The 17344-nt window shown below is 48.8% G+C and carries 14 protein-coding genes; 10 read left to right on the plus strand and 4 right to left on the minus strand.

Annotation, left to right across the window (positions count from 1 at the left end):
• Positions 1-25: 25 nt before the first annotated feature.
• Complete coding sequence (locus tag AC0MA3_RS16575; RefSeq protein WP_474656984.1) at positions 26-2410, plus strand: phosphoketolase family protein; 2385 nt, start codon at positions 26-28, stop codon at positions 2408-2410.
• Positions 2411-2512: 102 nt separating this feature from the next.
• On the opposite strand, the gene AC0MA3_RS16580 is transcribed toward AC0MA3_RS16575, so the two are convergent.
• Together AC0MA3_RS16580 and AC0MA3_RS16585 are read right to left on the minus strand one after the other, a co-directional pair.
• The gene (locus AC0MA3_RS16580; RefSeq protein ID WP_474656985.1) at positions 2513-3346 is read right to left on the minus strand and encodes a TIGR03915 family putative DNA repair protein; all 834 of its coding nucleotides are present in this window, start codon (positions 3344-3346) and stop codon (positions 2513-2515) included.
• A complete protein-coding gene (locus tag AC0MA3_RS16585; protein ID WP_474657101.1) occupies positions 3346-4689 on the minus strand; it encodes a putative DNA modification/repair radical SAM protein in 1344 nt (447 codons plus the stop codon). Before AC0MA3_RS16585 ends, AC0MA3_RS16580 begins: the two co-directional genes overlap by 1 nt.
• A gap of 227 nt (positions 4690-4916) precedes the next feature.
• Between AC0MA3_RS16585 and AC0MA3_RS16590 the strand changes: the two genes are divergently transcribed.
• The 7 genes from AC0MA3_RS16590 (at position 4917) to AC0MA3_RS16620 (ending at position 12296) form a co-directional block, all read left to right on the plus strand.
• Complete coding sequence (locus tag AC0MA3_RS16590) at positions 4917-5249, plus strand: sigma-70 RNA polymerase sigma factor region 4 domain-containing protein (protein WP_474656986.1); 333 nt, start codon at positions 4917-4919, stop codon at positions 5247-5249.
• Complete coding sequence (locus tag AC0MA3_RS16595; protein WP_474656987.1) at positions 5201-5422, plus strand: hypothetical protein; 222 nt, start codon at positions 5201-5203, stop codon at positions 5420-5422. The genes AC0MA3_RS16590 and AC0MA3_RS16595 overlap by 49 nt, the downstream gene beginning before the upstream one ends.
• Positions 5423-5569: 147 nt before the next feature.
• Positions 5570-5758 (plus strand): hypothetical protein, encoded by a 189-nt coding sequence (locus tag AC0MA3_RS16600; protein WP_474656988.1) that lies wholly within the window; start codon positions 5570-5572, stop codon positions 5756-5758.
• 251 nt (positions 5759-6009) lie between these two features.
• On the plus strand, positions 6010-8802 hold the full coding sequence (locus AC0MA3_RS16605; protein WP_474656989.1) for a glycoside hydrolase family 3 C-terminal domain-containing protein: 2793 nt from the start codon (positions 6010-6012) through the stop codon (positions 8800-8802).
• 137 nt (positions 8803-8939) lie between these two features.
• Positions 8940-9644: a guanylate kinase gene (locus tag AC0MA3_RS16610; RefSeq protein WP_474656990.1), complete on the plus strand. Its 705-nt coding sequence runs from the start codon at positions 8940-8942 to the stop codon at positions 9642-9644.
• A 251-nt stretch (positions 9645-9895) separates the two neighbouring features.
• On the plus strand, positions 9896-10774 hold the full coding sequence (locus AC0MA3_RS16615) for an SDR family oxidoreductase (protein ID WP_379163553.1): 879 nt from the start codon (positions 9896-9898) through the stop codon (positions 10772-10774).
• Between the two features lie 235 nt (positions 10775-11009).
• Positions 11010-12296, plus strand: a complete 1287-nt coding sequence (locus AC0MA3_RS16620; RefSeq protein ID WP_474656991.1) for a LysM peptidoglycan-binding domain-containing protein — start codon at positions 11010-11012, stop codon at positions 12294-12296.
• Between the two features lie 15 nt (positions 12297-12311).
• Here AC0MA3_RS16620 and AC0MA3_RS16625 read toward each other — a convergent pair whose 3' ends face one another.
• Positions 12312-12587, minus strand: coding sequence for a winged helix-turn-helix transcriptional regulator (locus AC0MA3_RS16625; protein ID WP_474656992.1), 276 nt, complete (start codon positions 12585-12587; stop codon positions 12312-12314).
• A 672-nt stretch (positions 12588-13259) separates the two neighbouring features.
• Positions 13260-13706, minus strand: a complete 447-nt coding sequence (locus tag AC0MA3_RS16630) for a DUF4130 domain-containing protein (protein WP_474657102.1) — start codon at positions 13704-13706, stop codon at positions 13260-13262.
• 300 nt (positions 13707-14006) lie between these two features.
• On the opposite strand from AC0MA3_RS16630, the gene AC0MA3_RS16635 reads away from it, so the two are divergent.
• Complete coding sequence (locus AC0MA3_RS16635; RefSeq protein ID WP_474656993.1) at positions 14007-16763, plus strand: S-layer homology domain-containing protein; 2757 nt, start codon at positions 14007-14009, stop codon at positions 16761-16763.
• Between the two features lie 163 nt (positions 16764-16926).
• Entirely contained in the window at positions 16927-17136 is a 210-nt protein-coding gene (locus tag AC0MA3_RS16640) for a hypothetical protein (RefSeq protein ID WP_474656994.1), read from the plus strand.
• The last annotated feature ends 208 nt before the right edge of the window (positions 17137-17344 follow it).

Here is a 17344-nt window from a genome sequence, read left to right on the forward strand (position 1 = left end):
AAAAAAGGAATAGGAGTGGATTGAAATGGGATTATCAACTTTACCCGTGGATTATTCATCTAAAACGTATTTATCCAAGCTAGACGCTTACTGGCGTGCGACCAACTACATATCGGTAGGACAACTGTATTTGAAGGATAACCCGTTGTTAAGAGAACCATTGAAGGACGCAGATGTAAAAATTAAGCCTATCGGACACTGGGGAACGATCCCAGGTCAGAACTTTATTTATGCCCATCTGAACCGTGTCATCTCCAAATATGATCTGAATATGTTCTATGTTGAAGGTCCAGGTCATGGCGGCCAGGTTATGGTATCCAACTCTTATCTGGATGGAAGCTATACGGAGATCTACCCGGAGATTACACAGGATATCCCTGGTCTCAAAAAATTGTTCAAACAGTTCTCATTCCCTGGTGGTGTGGCATCCCATGCGGCTCCGGAAACTCCAGGATCGATTCATGAAGGTGGAGAACTTGGTTACTCCCTGTCCCATAGCGTAGGTGCCATTCTGGATTATCCGGATCTGATCTCGGCAGTAGTTGTAGGCGATGGTGAGGCTGAAACCGGACCACTGGCTGCTTCCTGGCTGTCCAACCGGTTCATCAATCCGATTACAGATGGTGCGGTCCTGCCGATTCTGCACTTGAACGGATTTAAGATCAGCAACCCAACCATTCTGTCCCGTATGTCCAAACAAGAGTTAACCAATTATTTTACAGGGATGGGCTGGGAACCATTCTTTGTTGAAGGCGAGAATCCTGATCTGATGCACCCGCAAATGGCGAAGGTTCTGGATACCATTATCGAGAAAATTCAGGCCATTCAAAAGAATGCACGTGAAAATAATGACACTACCCGTCCGGTATGGCCGATGCTGGTTTGCCGTACTCCTAAAGGCTGGACTGGTCCTAAGGAATGGGATAAAGTGCCGAACGAAGGCTCTTTCCGTGCCCACCAGGTTCCGATTCCAGTGGATCAAAAGAACATGAAGCATGCACCGGCATTGCTTGAATGGCTGAACAGCTATAGACCTGAAGAATTGTTCGACGAGAATGGCCGTTTGAACGCGGACCTCGCAGAAATTCTGCCTACCGGCGACAGACGTATGGGGATGAACCCTGTAACCAACGCAGGTAACCTGATTAAAGATCTATACAAACCGAATTTCCGTAACTATGCGCTGGATAATTCCGTGCCGGGTCAAGTGATTGCACAAGATATGGCTGTGCTGGGCAAATACCTGAAGGAAGTTGTCACTCTTAATGAAGAGAACCGCAACTTCAGAATTTTTGGACCGGATGAAACCATGTCAAACCGCCTGGGTCCTGTGTTTGAAGTAACCAAACGCCAATGGATGGATTCCATTAAAGAACCACAAGATGAATTCCTGGCACCTTATGGCCGTGTAATCGATTCGCAGCTATCCGAGCATCAAGCGGAAGGATTCCTGGAAGGTTATGTATTGACTGGACGCCACGGATTCTTCGCCAGCTATGAAGCTTTCCTGCGTGTAGTAGATTCGATGATTACCCAGCACTTCAAATGGCTGCGCAAAGCGACAGATCAAAGCTGGCGTACAGATATTCCGTCCTTGAATGTCATTGCAACTTCAACAGTGTTCCAGCAGGACCATAATGGCTACACTCACCAGGATCCAGGATTGCTCGGCCACTTGGCAGACAAGAAACCGGAATTTATCCGTGAGTATCTGCCGGCTGATGCCAACACCTTGCTGGCTGTCTTTGACACCATCTTGAATGACCGCCAGAAGATCAACCTGATCGTGTCGTCCAAGCATCCGCGTCCGCAATGGTTCTCGGCTGATGAAGCGCAGGAACTGGTGGATAAAGGACTTAAGATCATTGACTGGGCAAGCACAGACAAAGGCGGAGAGCCAGATGTAGTTATTGCTTCGTCCGGTACAGAGCCTACTATGGAGAGCTTGGCAGCGATCTCCATCCTCCATGAGAAATTGCCTGATCTGAAAATCCGCTATATCAACGTGGTAGATCTGCTGAAGCTGAGAAGTCAGAAGCTCGACCCTCGCGGTTTATCTGACGCTGAGTTTGATCAATTTTTCACAAAGGATAAACCGGTCATTTTCGCATTCCATGGCTATGAAGGCCTGATTAAAGATCTGTTCTTCGACCGCCACAACCATAATCTGCATGTACATGGCTACCGGGAGAACGGCGATATTACCACACCATTTGATATGCGCGTACTGAATCAGATGGACCGTTTCGACCTGACGAAGGAAGCTGTTCTGAGCTTGCCGGATGCCGGTAAGTACCAGGCAATCGCCGACGAAATGGATGCTATGGTGAAGAAGCATAACCAATATATCCGTGAAGAAGGTATCGATCTGCCAGAAGTAGAGAATTGGGTATGGAAGGCTTTGAACTAAAAGCATAAGCTACTCTATAGGGGATGTCCTAAAGGTCATGAAAATGGCTGGGGGCATCCCTTTTTGTATGAAGAAATATTAGACATCGATTACTATTCATAATCAGCTTTTGGACTTCGACTTCCCATCTTCCAATAGGGTTGAACCCTCTTCAAGCTTCGGCTTACTCTCCGCCACTCCGGTTCTGCTGTTCTCCATCTCCGTAAGGTGCTTCCAGTACCGCTTGGGCATCAGCGAGGAACGAAGGCGGTCGTTCTTGCGCTCGCGTATGCCGATGGCGTTGTAGAATCCTTGCCACAGGCGGCGGTATTCTTCTTCTGCTGCATCGGGTGCAGGCGGTACCCATTCATCGAGCGGAATAATGGCCTGCTGTCCAGGCTGGTGGATAAGGGCCATGCGGTGGGTTGCGTCGTAGATCATGAAGCTCTCGCCATGGAACCGGTCGCAGAAATGATCCTGAATGACAGGCAGCACGAAGCCTTTGGGCTCAATGACTGCCGCCATAACTGGTCCATATACGGAGAAACGCACAAAACCCAGATACAGGTGAGCTTCCCGATGAAGCTGCTGGACTGCCTTCCGCAGAGCGTTCACCGTATCATCGGCAAGCATATCCATCACCTTACGGCCATGAGTGAAGCCGAGATATAGGAAATTCAATAGAAGCAGCTCCCTGTCCGGCACGCAGGACCAGAATCCAAGACGAACCCACTCCTCTGCCTCCGGGCAGATGCGGAGCGGGATGGACTTCAGCACCCGTTCTGCTCTGCTGATGTCCGTATCAATCCATTTGGATTCCAGCAGCAAGCCTTGGTCTTCTTCATCCGAATGTATAGCGAGCGGGGTTTCTTTCCATTGATAGCTCTCAAATACACAGCATAGCAGACCTTCAAAGCTCCCGTCGTAGGTATAGGCCAAAGCGGCTGCCTTAAACATCAGGGCCATTCGCCTCCCTTAGGGGCAGCAGCTCCTGTTGTCAGCACAGCTTTGCCGGTAGCGGGAGCAGCAGAGCCTGCTGTCAGATAGGAATCGTCAAATAGAGTGAGCTGCTCATACTGCGGCGGCTCGACTCCGGCGAGCTCCTGTCCGGACATGAGTGAGCGGAGCAGGGTGTGCTCGCCTACTTTTAAGCCTTCCAGCATTTTTCCCTTACAGGTTATGAAGAATTGGGCACGTTTAAGCACTACACCCAGCTTCTTCAAGGCAGCGAAGTCCAGGGTTCCGGCCCGGCGTGCCTTCACGATCCGCTGAGCACTTCTTACCCCGATCCCGGGCACCCGCAGCAGCTGCTCATATGGGGCACGGTTGATCTCAACCGGGAATTGCTCGCGGTGATTCACCGCCCAGCTGCATTTCGGATCCAGCAGCGGATTGAAGTTGGGAACGGCTTCATCCAGTAATTCATGAGCCTGAAACCCGTAGAAACGCAGAAGCCAGTCAGCCTGGTAGAGGCGATGCTCCCGGAGCAGCGGCGGTTTGGTATCCAGAGCAGGCAGAAGTGAATGCTCGATTACAGGGGTATAGGCAGAGAAAAAAACGCGCTTCAAGCCATACTTCCGGTACAATCCTTCGGTGAGGGTCAGAATGCGGTAGTCCGTATCGGGTGTAGCTCCGACAATCATCTGGGTGCTCTGGCCGGCGGGGGCGAAGCGGGGAGCGTGGTTATATTTGACGAGATCCGAGCGGTTCTCGTTGATCTTTTCCTTGATCAGGGACATGGGCTTCAGAATGGAGGTTTTGCTTTTGTCAGGGGCCAGCAGACCCAGGCTTTCTTGGGAAGGCAGCTCGATATTGACACTCATGCGGTCGGTCAGCAGGCCAAGTCGGGAAAGCAGTACTTCATCTGTACCGGGAATGGCCTTCACATGGATGTAGCCTCCGAACTGATAAGTGTTCCTTAGCAGATCAAGAGCGGCAATCATTTGTTCGGTTGTATAATCGGGACTTCGCATAATACCGGAGCTGAGAAATAAGCCTTCTATGTAATTACGGCGGTAGAACTGCATGGTCAAGTCTGCAAGCTCCTCCGGTGAGAGTGCGGCCCTGGGTGTAGGGTTAGATTTACGGTTCACGCAGTACGCGCAGTCGTATACGCATCCGTTAGTCATCAGCACCTTAAGCAGTGAAATGCAGCGTCCATCGGCTGCGAAGCTGTGGCAGATGCCCATGCTGACAGCATTGCCCATGCCACCGGACTGGCTCTTGCGCTCGGAACCGCTGGAGGTGCAGGCTACATCATATTTGGCCGAAGCCGTTAAAATCTCAAGTTTCTCCATCATATCCACGCAGAATCCCCCTCATACGGGAAATTATATACCGAACACTTGTTCTTGTCAAAAATCAGACGCATTCTGTCCCCTTTTGGACTGGAATTTTGATCTGCAATGTACAAAAGTTTGCCTTATGTATATAATAATAGGAACATAAGTTCCTATATTGGTTGTTGAATGGAAATTAATAACTCCCTACATTATAGGCATATAGAAACACAAGGGAGGCATTAAATGTGAGTACAATTGAATACTATCGTCACGAGCTCTACCGGATTGCCTGGCGTATGCAGTATCGTGCCAAGAGGGATTTCAAGCGGGAAGTTCCTCTTGCATCCAGTCCAGAGCCTCTTACTCCTTCATTCTCCGAACAAGCCGATAACAGATTATTAGTACAGCAGTATTTAAACGGACTAACGTCAGAAGTGGGAAAGAAGGTCATATGCGCAATCTATCTGGCAGATAAAACAGAAGCTGAGGTCGCCCGGCAATTGAATATATCTCAACAGGCGGTGAACAAATGGAGAAAGAAAATGATTCAGGAATTAAGTCAGAAGATGAATTCCTAGGTTTGCTTGAACGTCTTCAGAAGGATAATGATGAGTCGGCTACCCTTGCATTATTGAAGTTTTTCGAAAAAGATATGGTACGGTTAACCCGTCTGCTGCGGATGCCCAAAGAAGATGCCATACAGACTATGAAGGTTGAGCTACTGGAGTGTTTTAAAAGAAAGAATGGATAAGAATCAGCAGGGAGCATGCGCTGTTCGGCAGTGCTCTCCCGGCGGGAATGTATGCGCATTCCTTCTTGTGCTATAATAGCAACTAATAGTTATGGAAATGAATCTATTCGTTGTTGTCTTGAATACTGGAGTGGGAGTGTTGAAGGGATGAGAGGGTATAATATATGGCGTCCATTGATGCTGATCATGGTTGCGCTGGTTACGAGGACATTAGTGAACAGTGTGTGCCTCATGTTCGGCATGTCCCCTGGTTCGGCAAGCAGTGTCGCTATGATAGGTATGATTATTGCCGCGCTCGTGATGTACAACCGGATGATGAAACAGCGCCGGAAATAAATATAGGATTGGGACTGACACTTCACCTGTTGATGCGGGCTGCCGGAGAGATCCGGTGCATGCATGAACGGGTTACTTGTGTTGATTATATAATTGACGAACTCATCTCTATAACAATACCTTTGATTCTTGAAAGGGGATTCTTTATAGTAGAAGGTATGCATGGGCTCGCGAGATTCCAGAAATCTCAGAAGGGACATAGAACCTTTTTAGAGAGTCTGCACTGGATAGGAAATCACAATCAGGAGGAAATGAAATTGACTACACAGAGTTTAGGAGTTCCACTAGAGGGTTTTGCAGAATTCAGCCGGACCGTAGGTGCGGAAGGCGCGGTGCTGCTGAGAAATGAAGGCCAGGTGCTTCCGCTGCGCGGTGGTGAAACCGTTTCGATTTTTGGCAGAACCCAGGTGAATTATTACCGCAGCGGTACAGGCTCAGGCGGAAGTGTGCATGTCTCATACACAACCAATCTATTAGATGGACTTCGCAGCAAGAAGAGCCTTGCTGTGAACGAAGAGCTGGCGGGAGTCTATGAAAAGTGGATTGAGCACAATCCTTTTGACAATGGCGGCGGAGCCTGGGCTGCAGAGCCTTGGCATCAGAAGGAAATGCCATTAACTGATGAGCTGGTGTCGCAGGCAAGAAGCAAATCGGACAAGGCGATCATCGTCATCGGACGTACCGCGGGAGAAGATCAGGATAATGCAGACGCGCCGGGCAGCTACCAGTTGACGACAGATGAGCAGACGATGCTGAAGCAGGTAACGGGTTATTTTGAGCAGACGATCGTCGTGCTGAATGTCTCGAATATTATTGATATGAGCTGGCTGAATGATAATAGCTATAAGCACCCTATTCCGGGCGTGATATATTCCTGGCATGGCGGGATGGAAGGGGGCAATGCCATTGCCGACGTGCTGGCTGGTGAAGTGACGCCAAGCGGCAAATTGACGGATACCATTGCTTATTCAATCCAAGACTATCCTTCGACTGCTAACTACGGCAATGAATTCAAAAACTTCTATCAGGAAGATATTTATGTAGGGTACCGTTATTTTGAGACCTTCTGTCCGGACAAGGTTCAGTTCGAGTTCGGCTACGGGATATCCTATACCACATTCTCCATTGAGCCGGATGAAGCCAAGCTGGTCAGTCAGGCAGGCAAGCTCTCCGCTCAGATCGGGGTAAACGTAACGAACACGGGAACCACTTTTGCAGGTAAAGAGGTTGTGCAGGTCTATTACGAAGCTCCGCAAGGCAAGCTGGGTCAACCGGCTAAAGTGCTGGCGGCATTCGGAAAGACCGGGCTTCTTCAGCCGGGAGAGTCGCAGCATCTGACGGTGAGCTTCCCGATCCATTCGATGGCCTCCTATGATGATGCCGGCGTGACCGGATATCCTTCAGCCTATGTGCTGGAAGCGGGAACCTACCGTATATATGTGGGAAGCAGCATTAAGAAGGCATCAGAAATTCTGGTAGAGGGACGCAGCGGTTATGTGCTGGAGGCTCTTGAGGTGGTGGAACAGCTTCAGGAAGCACTGGCGCCAACGGAAGGGTTCACCCGGATGATGCCTGGAGCGCGCAAGGAAGACGGTTCCTATGAATTAGTATACGCTGCCGTCCCTACGCGCAAGGTTTCGATGAAAGAGCGAATCGAGCAGAATTTGCCCGAAGCACTTACGCAGACGGGGTACCAAGGCTATACCTTAAGAGATGTGCATGACGGAAAAGTAGAGATGACTACCTTTATCGCCCAGCTGAGTGATCAGGATCTCGCAGTAATTGTGAGAGGCGAAGGAATGAGCAGTCCGCTGGTTACACCGGGTACAGCGTCGGCATTTGGCGGTGTCAGTGATCAGCTGTTCAGTTACGGCATTCCGGTAGCTTGTACCGCAGACGGCCCTTCCGGGATCCGGATGGACAGCGGACATAAGTCGACTCAGGTTCCAATTGGAACACTGCTTGCGGCAACCTGGAATGCAGATCTGGTCGAAGAGCTATATGTCTTGGAAGGCCGGGAGCTGGTTAGAAACAGCGTGGATACTTTGCTTGGACCGGGGCTGAATATCCGCCGTAGTCCGCTGAATGGACGTAACTTCGAGTATTTTTCAGAGGATCCTCTAATTTCAGGAATGTTTGCGGCAGCTTGCACGCGCGGGATCATGAAAGGCGGCTCGAATGCCACTCTGAAGCACTTTGCCTGCAATAACCAGGAGAAGCACCGCAGCAAGGTGGATGCCATTGTATCAGAACGTGCTGTCCGGGAGATTTATCTTAAGGGCTTTGAGATTGCGGTAAAAGAAGGCGGAGCGAACTCGATCATGACCTCCTATAATCCGGTGAACGGACATTGGGCAGCTTCGAATTATGACCTGAATACCACGATTCTCCGCGGAGAATGGGGCTTCCAGGGCATTGTAATGACGGACTGGTGGGCCATTATGAACGATGTTGTAGATGGGGGTCCGGCGGACCGCAAGAACACGAACTGGATGGTCCGCGCGCAAAATGACTTGTACATGGTTGTAAGCAACTATGGTGCTGAAGTCAACGCCTATGATGACAACACTCTGGAGTCGCTGGATAATGGTTCCCTGACCCGTGGAGAGCTGCAGCGCTCTGCTATGAACATCTGCCGGTTCATTATGAATGCTCCGGTATTCACAAGACCTCATGTGAGTGAGGAGACGGTGGAGAGCTTCAAGGCGAATCCTGCCCTTTCGGCAGAACAGGCGCAGTCTCTGGCGCAGAATGCACAGGTGAAACCATCCGTAGCAGGGTCGACCTTCGTACAGGTGGAACAAGCAGGTGAATACCGGATTATTGTGGGTATTATGTCCACTGAAACCGAATTGGCGCAGAGCGCATGCAATGTGACCCTGAATGGCCAGACGATGGCAACCATTCAGACGAACGGTACGGACGGCAAGTGGATCAGACAGAAGCTGGTGAAGGTCGAACTGGAAGCCGGCCTGTATGAGCTGAAGCTGGATTTCGTCAAACCGGGCCTGCAGATCGACTGGATTGAATTCAAGCAGGTGTAAGCAGCATTGTTTGGATAAAGGGAAAAGAGAGTGCCTTTAATGGGTACTCTCTTTTGTTGTTTTCAGCAGGGCAATAAAAGGGGATGGGTGGAGGGATTTGGAGATATTTGTCGAATTAACTTAGGTATAGCTTGCATGTGAAGGAGGTGAATCCCGGTGCTGTTGTCGAAGGCTTGAGCAGACGCAGACATAAGCATACGGGAGAAGCAATGTGGAACTGGCTGAAAACATCCAAAGCACCAGCGATCGAAGAGGGCATTCAGAATGATCGGCCTGAGACAACAGCAGACTCCTCCAATCCCAAGATCATTATTATTACTGGAACAAGCGGTGCGGGGCGGAAAAGCATTGCCAAGCAGCTTAGTGCTTCGCTGGGAATCCCCTATATCCTTCCTTACACTACACGTTCGGCCCGTCCGCAAGAGAAGAATGGGAAACATTATCATTTTGTCTCCGAGAGCGAGTTTCAGGCGATGGTGGAGAGCAATGCATTTTTTCAGAGAGTCCGTTTGGAGCGGGGGGACTACGGGATTACAGTGGCAGACCTGGAACAAGGCCTTGAAGAGCATAATGCCGTCATCGTTGTAGTGAATCATGAAGGGGCCAGTGCATTCCGGAAGAAGTACGGTGAGGATGCCTTGCGGGTATTTATATACGTGACGAAGAATGATATTCAGCTTAGGCTAGAGCGGGAAGCGGTGCCGTACGGCATTATAGATGAATACCTGGGCAATTATACGGAGCAAGTGGCCTATAAAAGGGAGTCGGAATATCTGCTGCAGAATATGGACCCGGAGGTCACCGTTCAGAAAATCAAGGAGTTCTTGCAGACGAAGATGTAGGCAAGCGGGGAACTTTATCCCCATCACAGAGAGATGTCCCAAAGGCCATATAAAGGCTGATGGGACATCTCTTTTTGTGCCTCCGCTAGATAGCTCTGCCAGGCTCTGTCCTACTCTCCCTCCCATTCCTTTGTTTAGATCACAAGCATCACGGTTACATTAGAAGAAGTAAACGCATGAAGCAGAAATGGTTGCCACACCCTATCAACCCTATCAAAAGGAGGAAACAAAAGATGACTGACCAATACAAGATGCAGGACCCTGTGAAGCAGTACACCAAGGCGGGTCCGGAATTTGAGCAGCAGCAGAACCCTCCGGGTCTTGAACAGGAAATGAACCCGCTTCCGGATGCGGGGCAGGATACGTATCGCGGAACAGGGCGTCTTACTGGACGCAAGGCGATTGTAACCGGGGCCGACAGCGGGATTGGCCGCGCGGTTGCGATTGCTTTTGCCCGGGAAGGTGCCGATGTGGTCCTGTCCTATCTGCCCGAGGAAGAGAAGGATGCCCAGGAAGTAGTGAAGCTCGTGCAGGAAGCCGGCCGTACCGCAGTCGCAGTTCCGGGCGATCTGAAGGATGAGAAATACAGTGAAGAGCTGGTTGCTGCTGCAGTAGACAAGCTGGGAGGCATTGATATTCTGGCTAATATTGCAGGCATGCAGCAGTTCGTACCAGAGATTGCCGACCTCACCACTGAGCAGTTCGATGCGACATTCAAGACCAACGTCTACGGATTATTCTGGCTCTGCAAAGCGGCCCTTAAGCATATGAAGCCGGGCAGCACGATTATCAATACCTCTTCGATTCAGGCATATGAGCCTTCGCCGATTCTGCTCGATTACGCGACGACCAAGGCTGCAATCAACACCTTCAGCAAGTCTCTGGCGCAGCAGGTGGCCAGCAAAGGTATCCGTGTTAATGTTGTAGCTCCTGGACCGGTATGGACACCGCTGCAGGTTGCCGGCGGACAGCCGACTAAAGTGCTCAAGGACTTCGGTGCCAAGACCCCGCTTGGACGTCCGGGCCAGCCTGCCGAGATGGCTCCGGCCTACGTGTTCCTGGCCAGTCAGGAGTCAAGCTATATCAGCGGGGAGACGCTGAACGCGAATGGCGGCATGCCAACGCCGTAAACAGTTACGGAAGCAGTACTGCTAGCTCAGAAGACTGCTAGCCTCCGCCGCTGGAGAACGCCGAGCGAACAATACCGTGAATAAGCATAAAGTGATCAGGGCCGCCCATTAGTCAGGGGCGGTCTTTATTTTGGTGGAAGACAGGTAAGTCTGTGTCATTCTGCCAAAGCCGCATACCTCCTCATTCACCCGAATAAAATATATGATTCACAGTCCGGATCGAGAGGATGGTATTATGCAAATTCATGTGGTGCAATCGGGCCAGTCCCTGTATGGTATCGCGCAGGCCTACGGAGTACCTGCTTCTGAAATTAGCGAAGCCAATCAACTGTCTGCACCCGGCAGGCTCGTGGTCGGGCAAACCCTGGTGATTCCGATTACGGGTATGTATTACTGGGTACGGCCGGGAGACAGCTTCTATAGCATCTCGCGGAAATTTGGTGTTAACATCAATACTCTGGCTGCCAGCAATCAGTTGTCCTTGAATCAGCCTTTGCAGATTGGGCTTCGCTTGTATATCCCGCCTAAGCCGAAGCGAAAAGCGGAAATTAACGCCTATGTCGAACCTAGAGGGGGAGAAGTATCCCAGAGTTTGCAAAATGCCGCAGTTGAGGCTGCGCCCCATCTCACATACCTGGCCCCCTTCAGCTTCCGGGTGCAGCGGGATGGCTCTCTGGAGGCCCCGCCTTTGGATGGTCTGGCTTCGATTGCCGGACAAAATCGGGTGACGTTGATGATGGTCGTGACCAATCTGGAGAATGCACAGTTCAGCTCTGAGCTGGGGCGGTTAATTCTAAATGATCCGGCTGTTCAGGCCCGGCTTCTAGACAACATTATCAGCACTGCGAAGCGGCTGGGTTTCCGCGATATCCATTTTGACTTTGAGTTTCTCCGCCCGGAGGACCGTGAGGCATATAATACATTTCTCCGCAAAGCTGCGGCACGGATTCATCAGGAAGGCTTCCTGTTGTCCACCGCATTAGCGCCCAAAACAAGCAGAGCCCAAGTGGGGGCCTGGTACACCGCCCATGATTATAAGGTGCATGGCGAGGTGGCTGATTTTGTGATTATTATGACGTATGAGTGGGGGTACAGCGGAGGGCCGCCCATGCCGGTCTCCCCCATCGGACCTGTCCGCAAGGTGCTGGAGTATGCCCTGAGCGAGATGCCGGGGTCCAAGATTATGATGGGGCAGAACCTGTACGGCTATGACTGGACCTTGCCCTACGTTGCTGGCGGAGCCTATGCCAAAGCGCTAAGCCCCCAGGCGGCAATTGATCTGGCCAGAACCAGGAATGCTGCGATTCAGTATGACTACAAGGAACAGGCGCCGTATTTTGACTATACGGATGATGCTGGTAAGCAGCATAAGGTCTGGTTCGAGGATGCCCGTTCGATTCAGGCGAAATTTACGCTGCTGAAGGAGCTTGGCCTTAGAGGAATTAGTTACTGGAAGCTGGGGCTTCCTTTTCCACAGAACTGGCTGCTGATCGAGGATAACTTCCAGGTTGTGAAAAGATAGCCAGATGGCATCAGACTATCCCGCTTTTAATGGAAGATTACTGCTCGGCTGCAGCCGGATGAACCTCTCCCCAGGCATAATACTGCCCAGGATGGGTACGAAGTCCACCTCGGTGGCGGTTAGGGGATACTCGGCACGAAGAGGAATTTCCTTGATAATCTCACGGTGCACAAGACAGTTCTTCTCAAGCTCCCTGAGCTGTTTGGTCAGTATCGTATGGGTGAGAACAGGAAAGGGTGCATTTGATCTGCACAAACCGTGTGGGCCTGCCCAACAGTTCCGTAGAATCAAGATTACACAAAAACCCTAAGTAGCAAAGAGAACAGTATCTTGTAGGCAAAGCAAAGGGGCTGTCCCATAAGCCATGAAATGGCTGATTGGGACAGCTTTTTTTGAAGTCAGATAGACGGTTGCGCTTGTGAGGACGCTACGCGTACGGACCATTGTTCCAATCGCTGTGCTCTCCAGATTTTTTTCATTCCCCTTAGTGGTGAAAATCCGGAGACCAAGGCGAACGCTATCGCTTTTCCACAATCGTTCCGTCCTCTCCGCTGTTTAAGCGGGAATCGTATCTATATAGATTGAACTTTAAATAGTAATAAAAGGAAAAAGTGGCGTAAGGGAATTTTGGAACTGTAGGAGCGGTAGCGTCCGCCTTTGTCTGCGGATTTCTACCGTAAACAGCGGTATAAATCAAGAAATCTGCAGACAACAGCGGCCGGAAGTCCAAATATTCTCTGGAGTCACGGCAATCCCTGAATAGAAAAGTCACAAGTTCAATCTATATAGAGGTCGGGTGGCTTTCACTTGCCCACAATCTACTAAAGCAAGCTACATATGACCAAAAACAAAGAGCAGGATCCTCCAATACAGGAGAATCGCTGCTCTTTTAAGTTTTTAGCTTTTGAGAAGATAGCGTGTACGTTTCCGCCAGTAGAATATCTACTTTTGGGACAGCCCCGTCTATTCCAAACGGTTGGAGTGCTGGGGCGAAAGCTGTTGTACACGCTTTGCCCGTGTGACTGGAGCAGCTGCTATGTTATCGTTCATTTCCGGGAGGTGTTTCCAATAACGACGGGGCATCAGCGAGGCACGCAGGCGGTCATTGCGGCGCTCTTGGATTCCTATGGCGTTATAGAATCCCTTCCATAGACTGCGGTATTCCTCTTCGGCTTTATCGGGTGCAGGAGGCACCCATTCATCGAGTGGAATGATCGCTTGCTGCCCGGGCTTATGTATAAGCGCCATCCCATGGGTCTTATCATAAATCATGTCCGCCGCGAAGCTGTGGCAGATGCCCATGATGACCGCATTGCCCATGCCGCCGGCCTGACTCGGGCGGTTGCTGCCGCTTGAGGTGCAGGCTACATCATATTTGGCCGAAGCGGTCAAAATTTCAAGTTTCTCCATAACATCCACGGGAATACCCTCCTCCTAGGAAAAGTATATACCGAACAAATGTTCCTGTCAAAAACCAGCGAAGTTTTCCATAAGTCTTAATACAGCTTGTGGCCGAATTCAGGGGAACACATTTACGAAAGGATTTTTGTCGATTTGTAAATAATTTCATCGAATTTACAGGAATAATTTTCTTGTTGGCGAATTTGTAAGAGTGTTTGTTGCAGTCTTATTTTTTTTTGGGGGGGATGAGTGTGTGAAGGTCTATTCGATTGCAAGAATACTAAGTGTAGAAGTGAGAGGGAGATAATTATGAGAAAGTTGTTGGCAGTAAGTGTGTTCTTGTTCTTTTTTATCCTGATATCTGCTCCTGATTCAGCCAGTGCATTATCCCCTGACGCAGGTTTATTAAGGGGAGTACCTTCAACCGATATCCACGATGGTAATGGATCAATTCTTGCTGCTACTGATGGTGACGATATTCTTGGAAGTGAAATAAAGCTTGCTCAAGAGGTAAGATATGACTTGCCTTATATTTCAGATGTAAAAAGTTATTATCTAAGTATAGAAGGACGGTACTTTGATTTATATTTTTATGACCTTCAAGGAAATGTTTTACATACGATTCCTTATACAGAATTACAGTATGAGCATACAGGGAATTTACACCCAAGATATGCTGAATTAGATGTTGTAATAAAAAATGTAGCCTACATTGTTGCTAAGAATATTACCAGTGCACCTATTTTTCTCAATGAAATTGATCTATTGGGAAATGTCGTAGCACCAAGTAATCTTGTCGCTACCGCAGATTCTAATAGTATTCATCTAAAATGGGATTCGGTTGACGGTGCAACGGTATATAGCGTAGATCGATCGACGACTTACGGAGGACAATACCAATTTGTCTCGTATACGAATACACCGGATTATACAGACAGTGGAGTAAATAACGGAACTACCTATTATTACGTGGTAACAGCGTTAACTAATTATGGTGAGACTCCTAGTTATAACTCCAATCAAGTTACAGTTACTCCCCATGCTCCAGGACTGCAGGCTCCATTAAATCTTTTTGGATCAGCAGGGAATAATCAGATTAATCTGACTTGGAACGCATCCGAAGGGGCCACTAGTTATAATGTAAAGCGTGCAACTGAAGCAGGTGGTCCTTATACCACAATTGCAAGCCATATGACGGGAACTACCTTCACAGAAGCTTGGACGGGAACCGTTTATTACTATACAGTTACAGCTGTCGATTCTTCAGGCGAGAGTGCACATTCCAACGAGGTAACTGTTGAGTTAAGTACCTTACAGGACATTCCGAATGCATATGGTTATACGCTAGGTATATTAGGGGGAGTACATCCAACTTATATGAACGATGGTAGTTTAATTAGTTCCTATATTGGTTCTCAATGTACAACCGATGGCGACTATACTACTGGATTTGTCATGAAGCCTTCTCAAGAGTTTAGATATGACCTGCCATATAGTTCCGATGTGACAGACTATTATGTGAATGCAGATAGCGCGTACATAGCATTCTTAGATATGAATTTCTATGACCGTCGAGGAAACCTCCTGCGTACCATTCCCGGTTCGGATTTATCACATACCCCGATAAGCACTTCGGGTACTTCGAATCCATTTTATACTCAATTGGGTCAGGTGGTAAAAAATGTAGCCTATGTAGTGATAAAAAATGTTGCCGCTGGAGAAATTATACTTAATGAAATTGATCTTAAGGGGAAAATTGTACCCCCAAGCAACCTTGTAGCCACCGCAGATTCTAATAGTGTTCATCTAAAATGGGATTCGGTCGACGGTGCAACGGTATATAGCGTAGATCGATCGACGACTTACGGAGGACAATACCAATTTGTCTCGTATACGAATACACCGGATTATACAGACAGTGGAGTAAATAACGGAACTACCTATTATTACGTGGTAACAGCGTTAACTAATTATGGTGAGACTCCTAGTTATAACTCCAATCAAGTTACAGTTACTCCCCATGCTCCAGGACTGCAGGCTCCATTAAATCTTTTTGGATCAGCAGGGAATAATCAGATTAATCTGACTTGGGAGGCTTCAATAGGTGCAACTAGTTATCATATAAAACGTGCAACTACTCCAGGCGGTCCTTATATAACAATTGCAAGCAGTGTTACTGGAACAACCTATACAGAAGCTACAACTGGAACCTATTACTATATAGTTACGGCTGCTGATTCTGTTAGTGAGAGTGCAGATTCCAACGAAATATCGGTTACGGCGTCAAATAGTCCCGGACCTGTCGTAACACCCGCACCGGCACCAAGTGCGGCACCGGTAACAAGCACTACGCCGGCACCAAGCACCACACCAGCACCAAGCACTACGCCGGTACCAAGCACCACACCAGCACCAAGCACTACGCCGGCACCAAGCACCACACCAGCACCAAGCACAACACCGGCACCAAGTGCAACACCAGTAACAAGCAATACATCTGTACCTACCCTAGTGGTATTTGTAGATCTGGGCAAGGTGTCCTGGGCCCAATCAGCAATCGAGAACCTGGTAGCCCAAGGTATTATACAAGGTAGAAGTGTATATAAATTCGCACCGACCCAAAATATATCACGGGCTGAATTTGTAACACTACTGGTACGTGCGTTGAATCTCACCAGTACTGGTTCATCTGCAACATTCAGTGATGTTAACTCAGGTGCATGGTACTCGGATGCCATATCAATAGCTGTGAATGCTGGTCTCGTCCAGGGTTCAGGAAGCGGAAAGTTTGAACCGGGCCGTGAGATCACTCGTGAAGAAATGGCGATTATGGTTGCAAATGTCCTGAGAACGAAAGGGCAACTGCAGTCAGTGGATAACAGTGCGGTGCTGCAGAAATATGACGATCAAAGTAAAATTGCTTCCTACGCACAGGAGTCTGTAGCACAGCTGACTAACCTGGGGATCATTAATGGAATTAGTACTGATCAATTTGAGCCAAAAGGCAACACTAATCGTGCTCAAGCTGCAGTTATTATCTACCGCATTCTAAATCTGGCATCTTGATCATCTAGAAATGAGTCATGAAAAATTAGCAAAGCAGCGATTCTCCCGTTACTTGGGAAATCGCCGCTTTGCGTTACTGCTGATGTGATATGTATACGCATACCTGAATGTGAAATAATTATACTTAATAGTTTGTGATGTCGAGAGGACCGGATTCATTAGAATGAGTGGGAGTGTTGCAGAGAGGAGAGGATATAACATTTGGCGTCCGGTGATGCTGATAGCGGTCGCGCTGCTTACGAGAACGTTAGTGACTAGTATTTGCCTTATGTTTGGCATGTCGCCTGATTCAGCAGGCAGCGTTGCTATGATTGCCATGATTATTGCCGCGCTTATTATGTATAACCGGATGATGAAAAAAGGCCGTAAATAGATTATGGCCCTGAGAACATTGACGCAAGGTACCAATCTGCAGCTCGGAGAGCTGCGGATTTGTTGTTTTTTCAGAAATGTTTGTATGTATTAGCAATCCCTTTGGTTCTTGAAAGGGTATTCTTTATAGTATTAAATATGCATAGGTTCGCGAAATATTAAAATTTCAATAGGGCCGGGCAGTCCCTTTATAGAACCTGCATTAGGAA

Source organism: Paenibacillus sp. LS-5 (assembly GCF_056121505.1).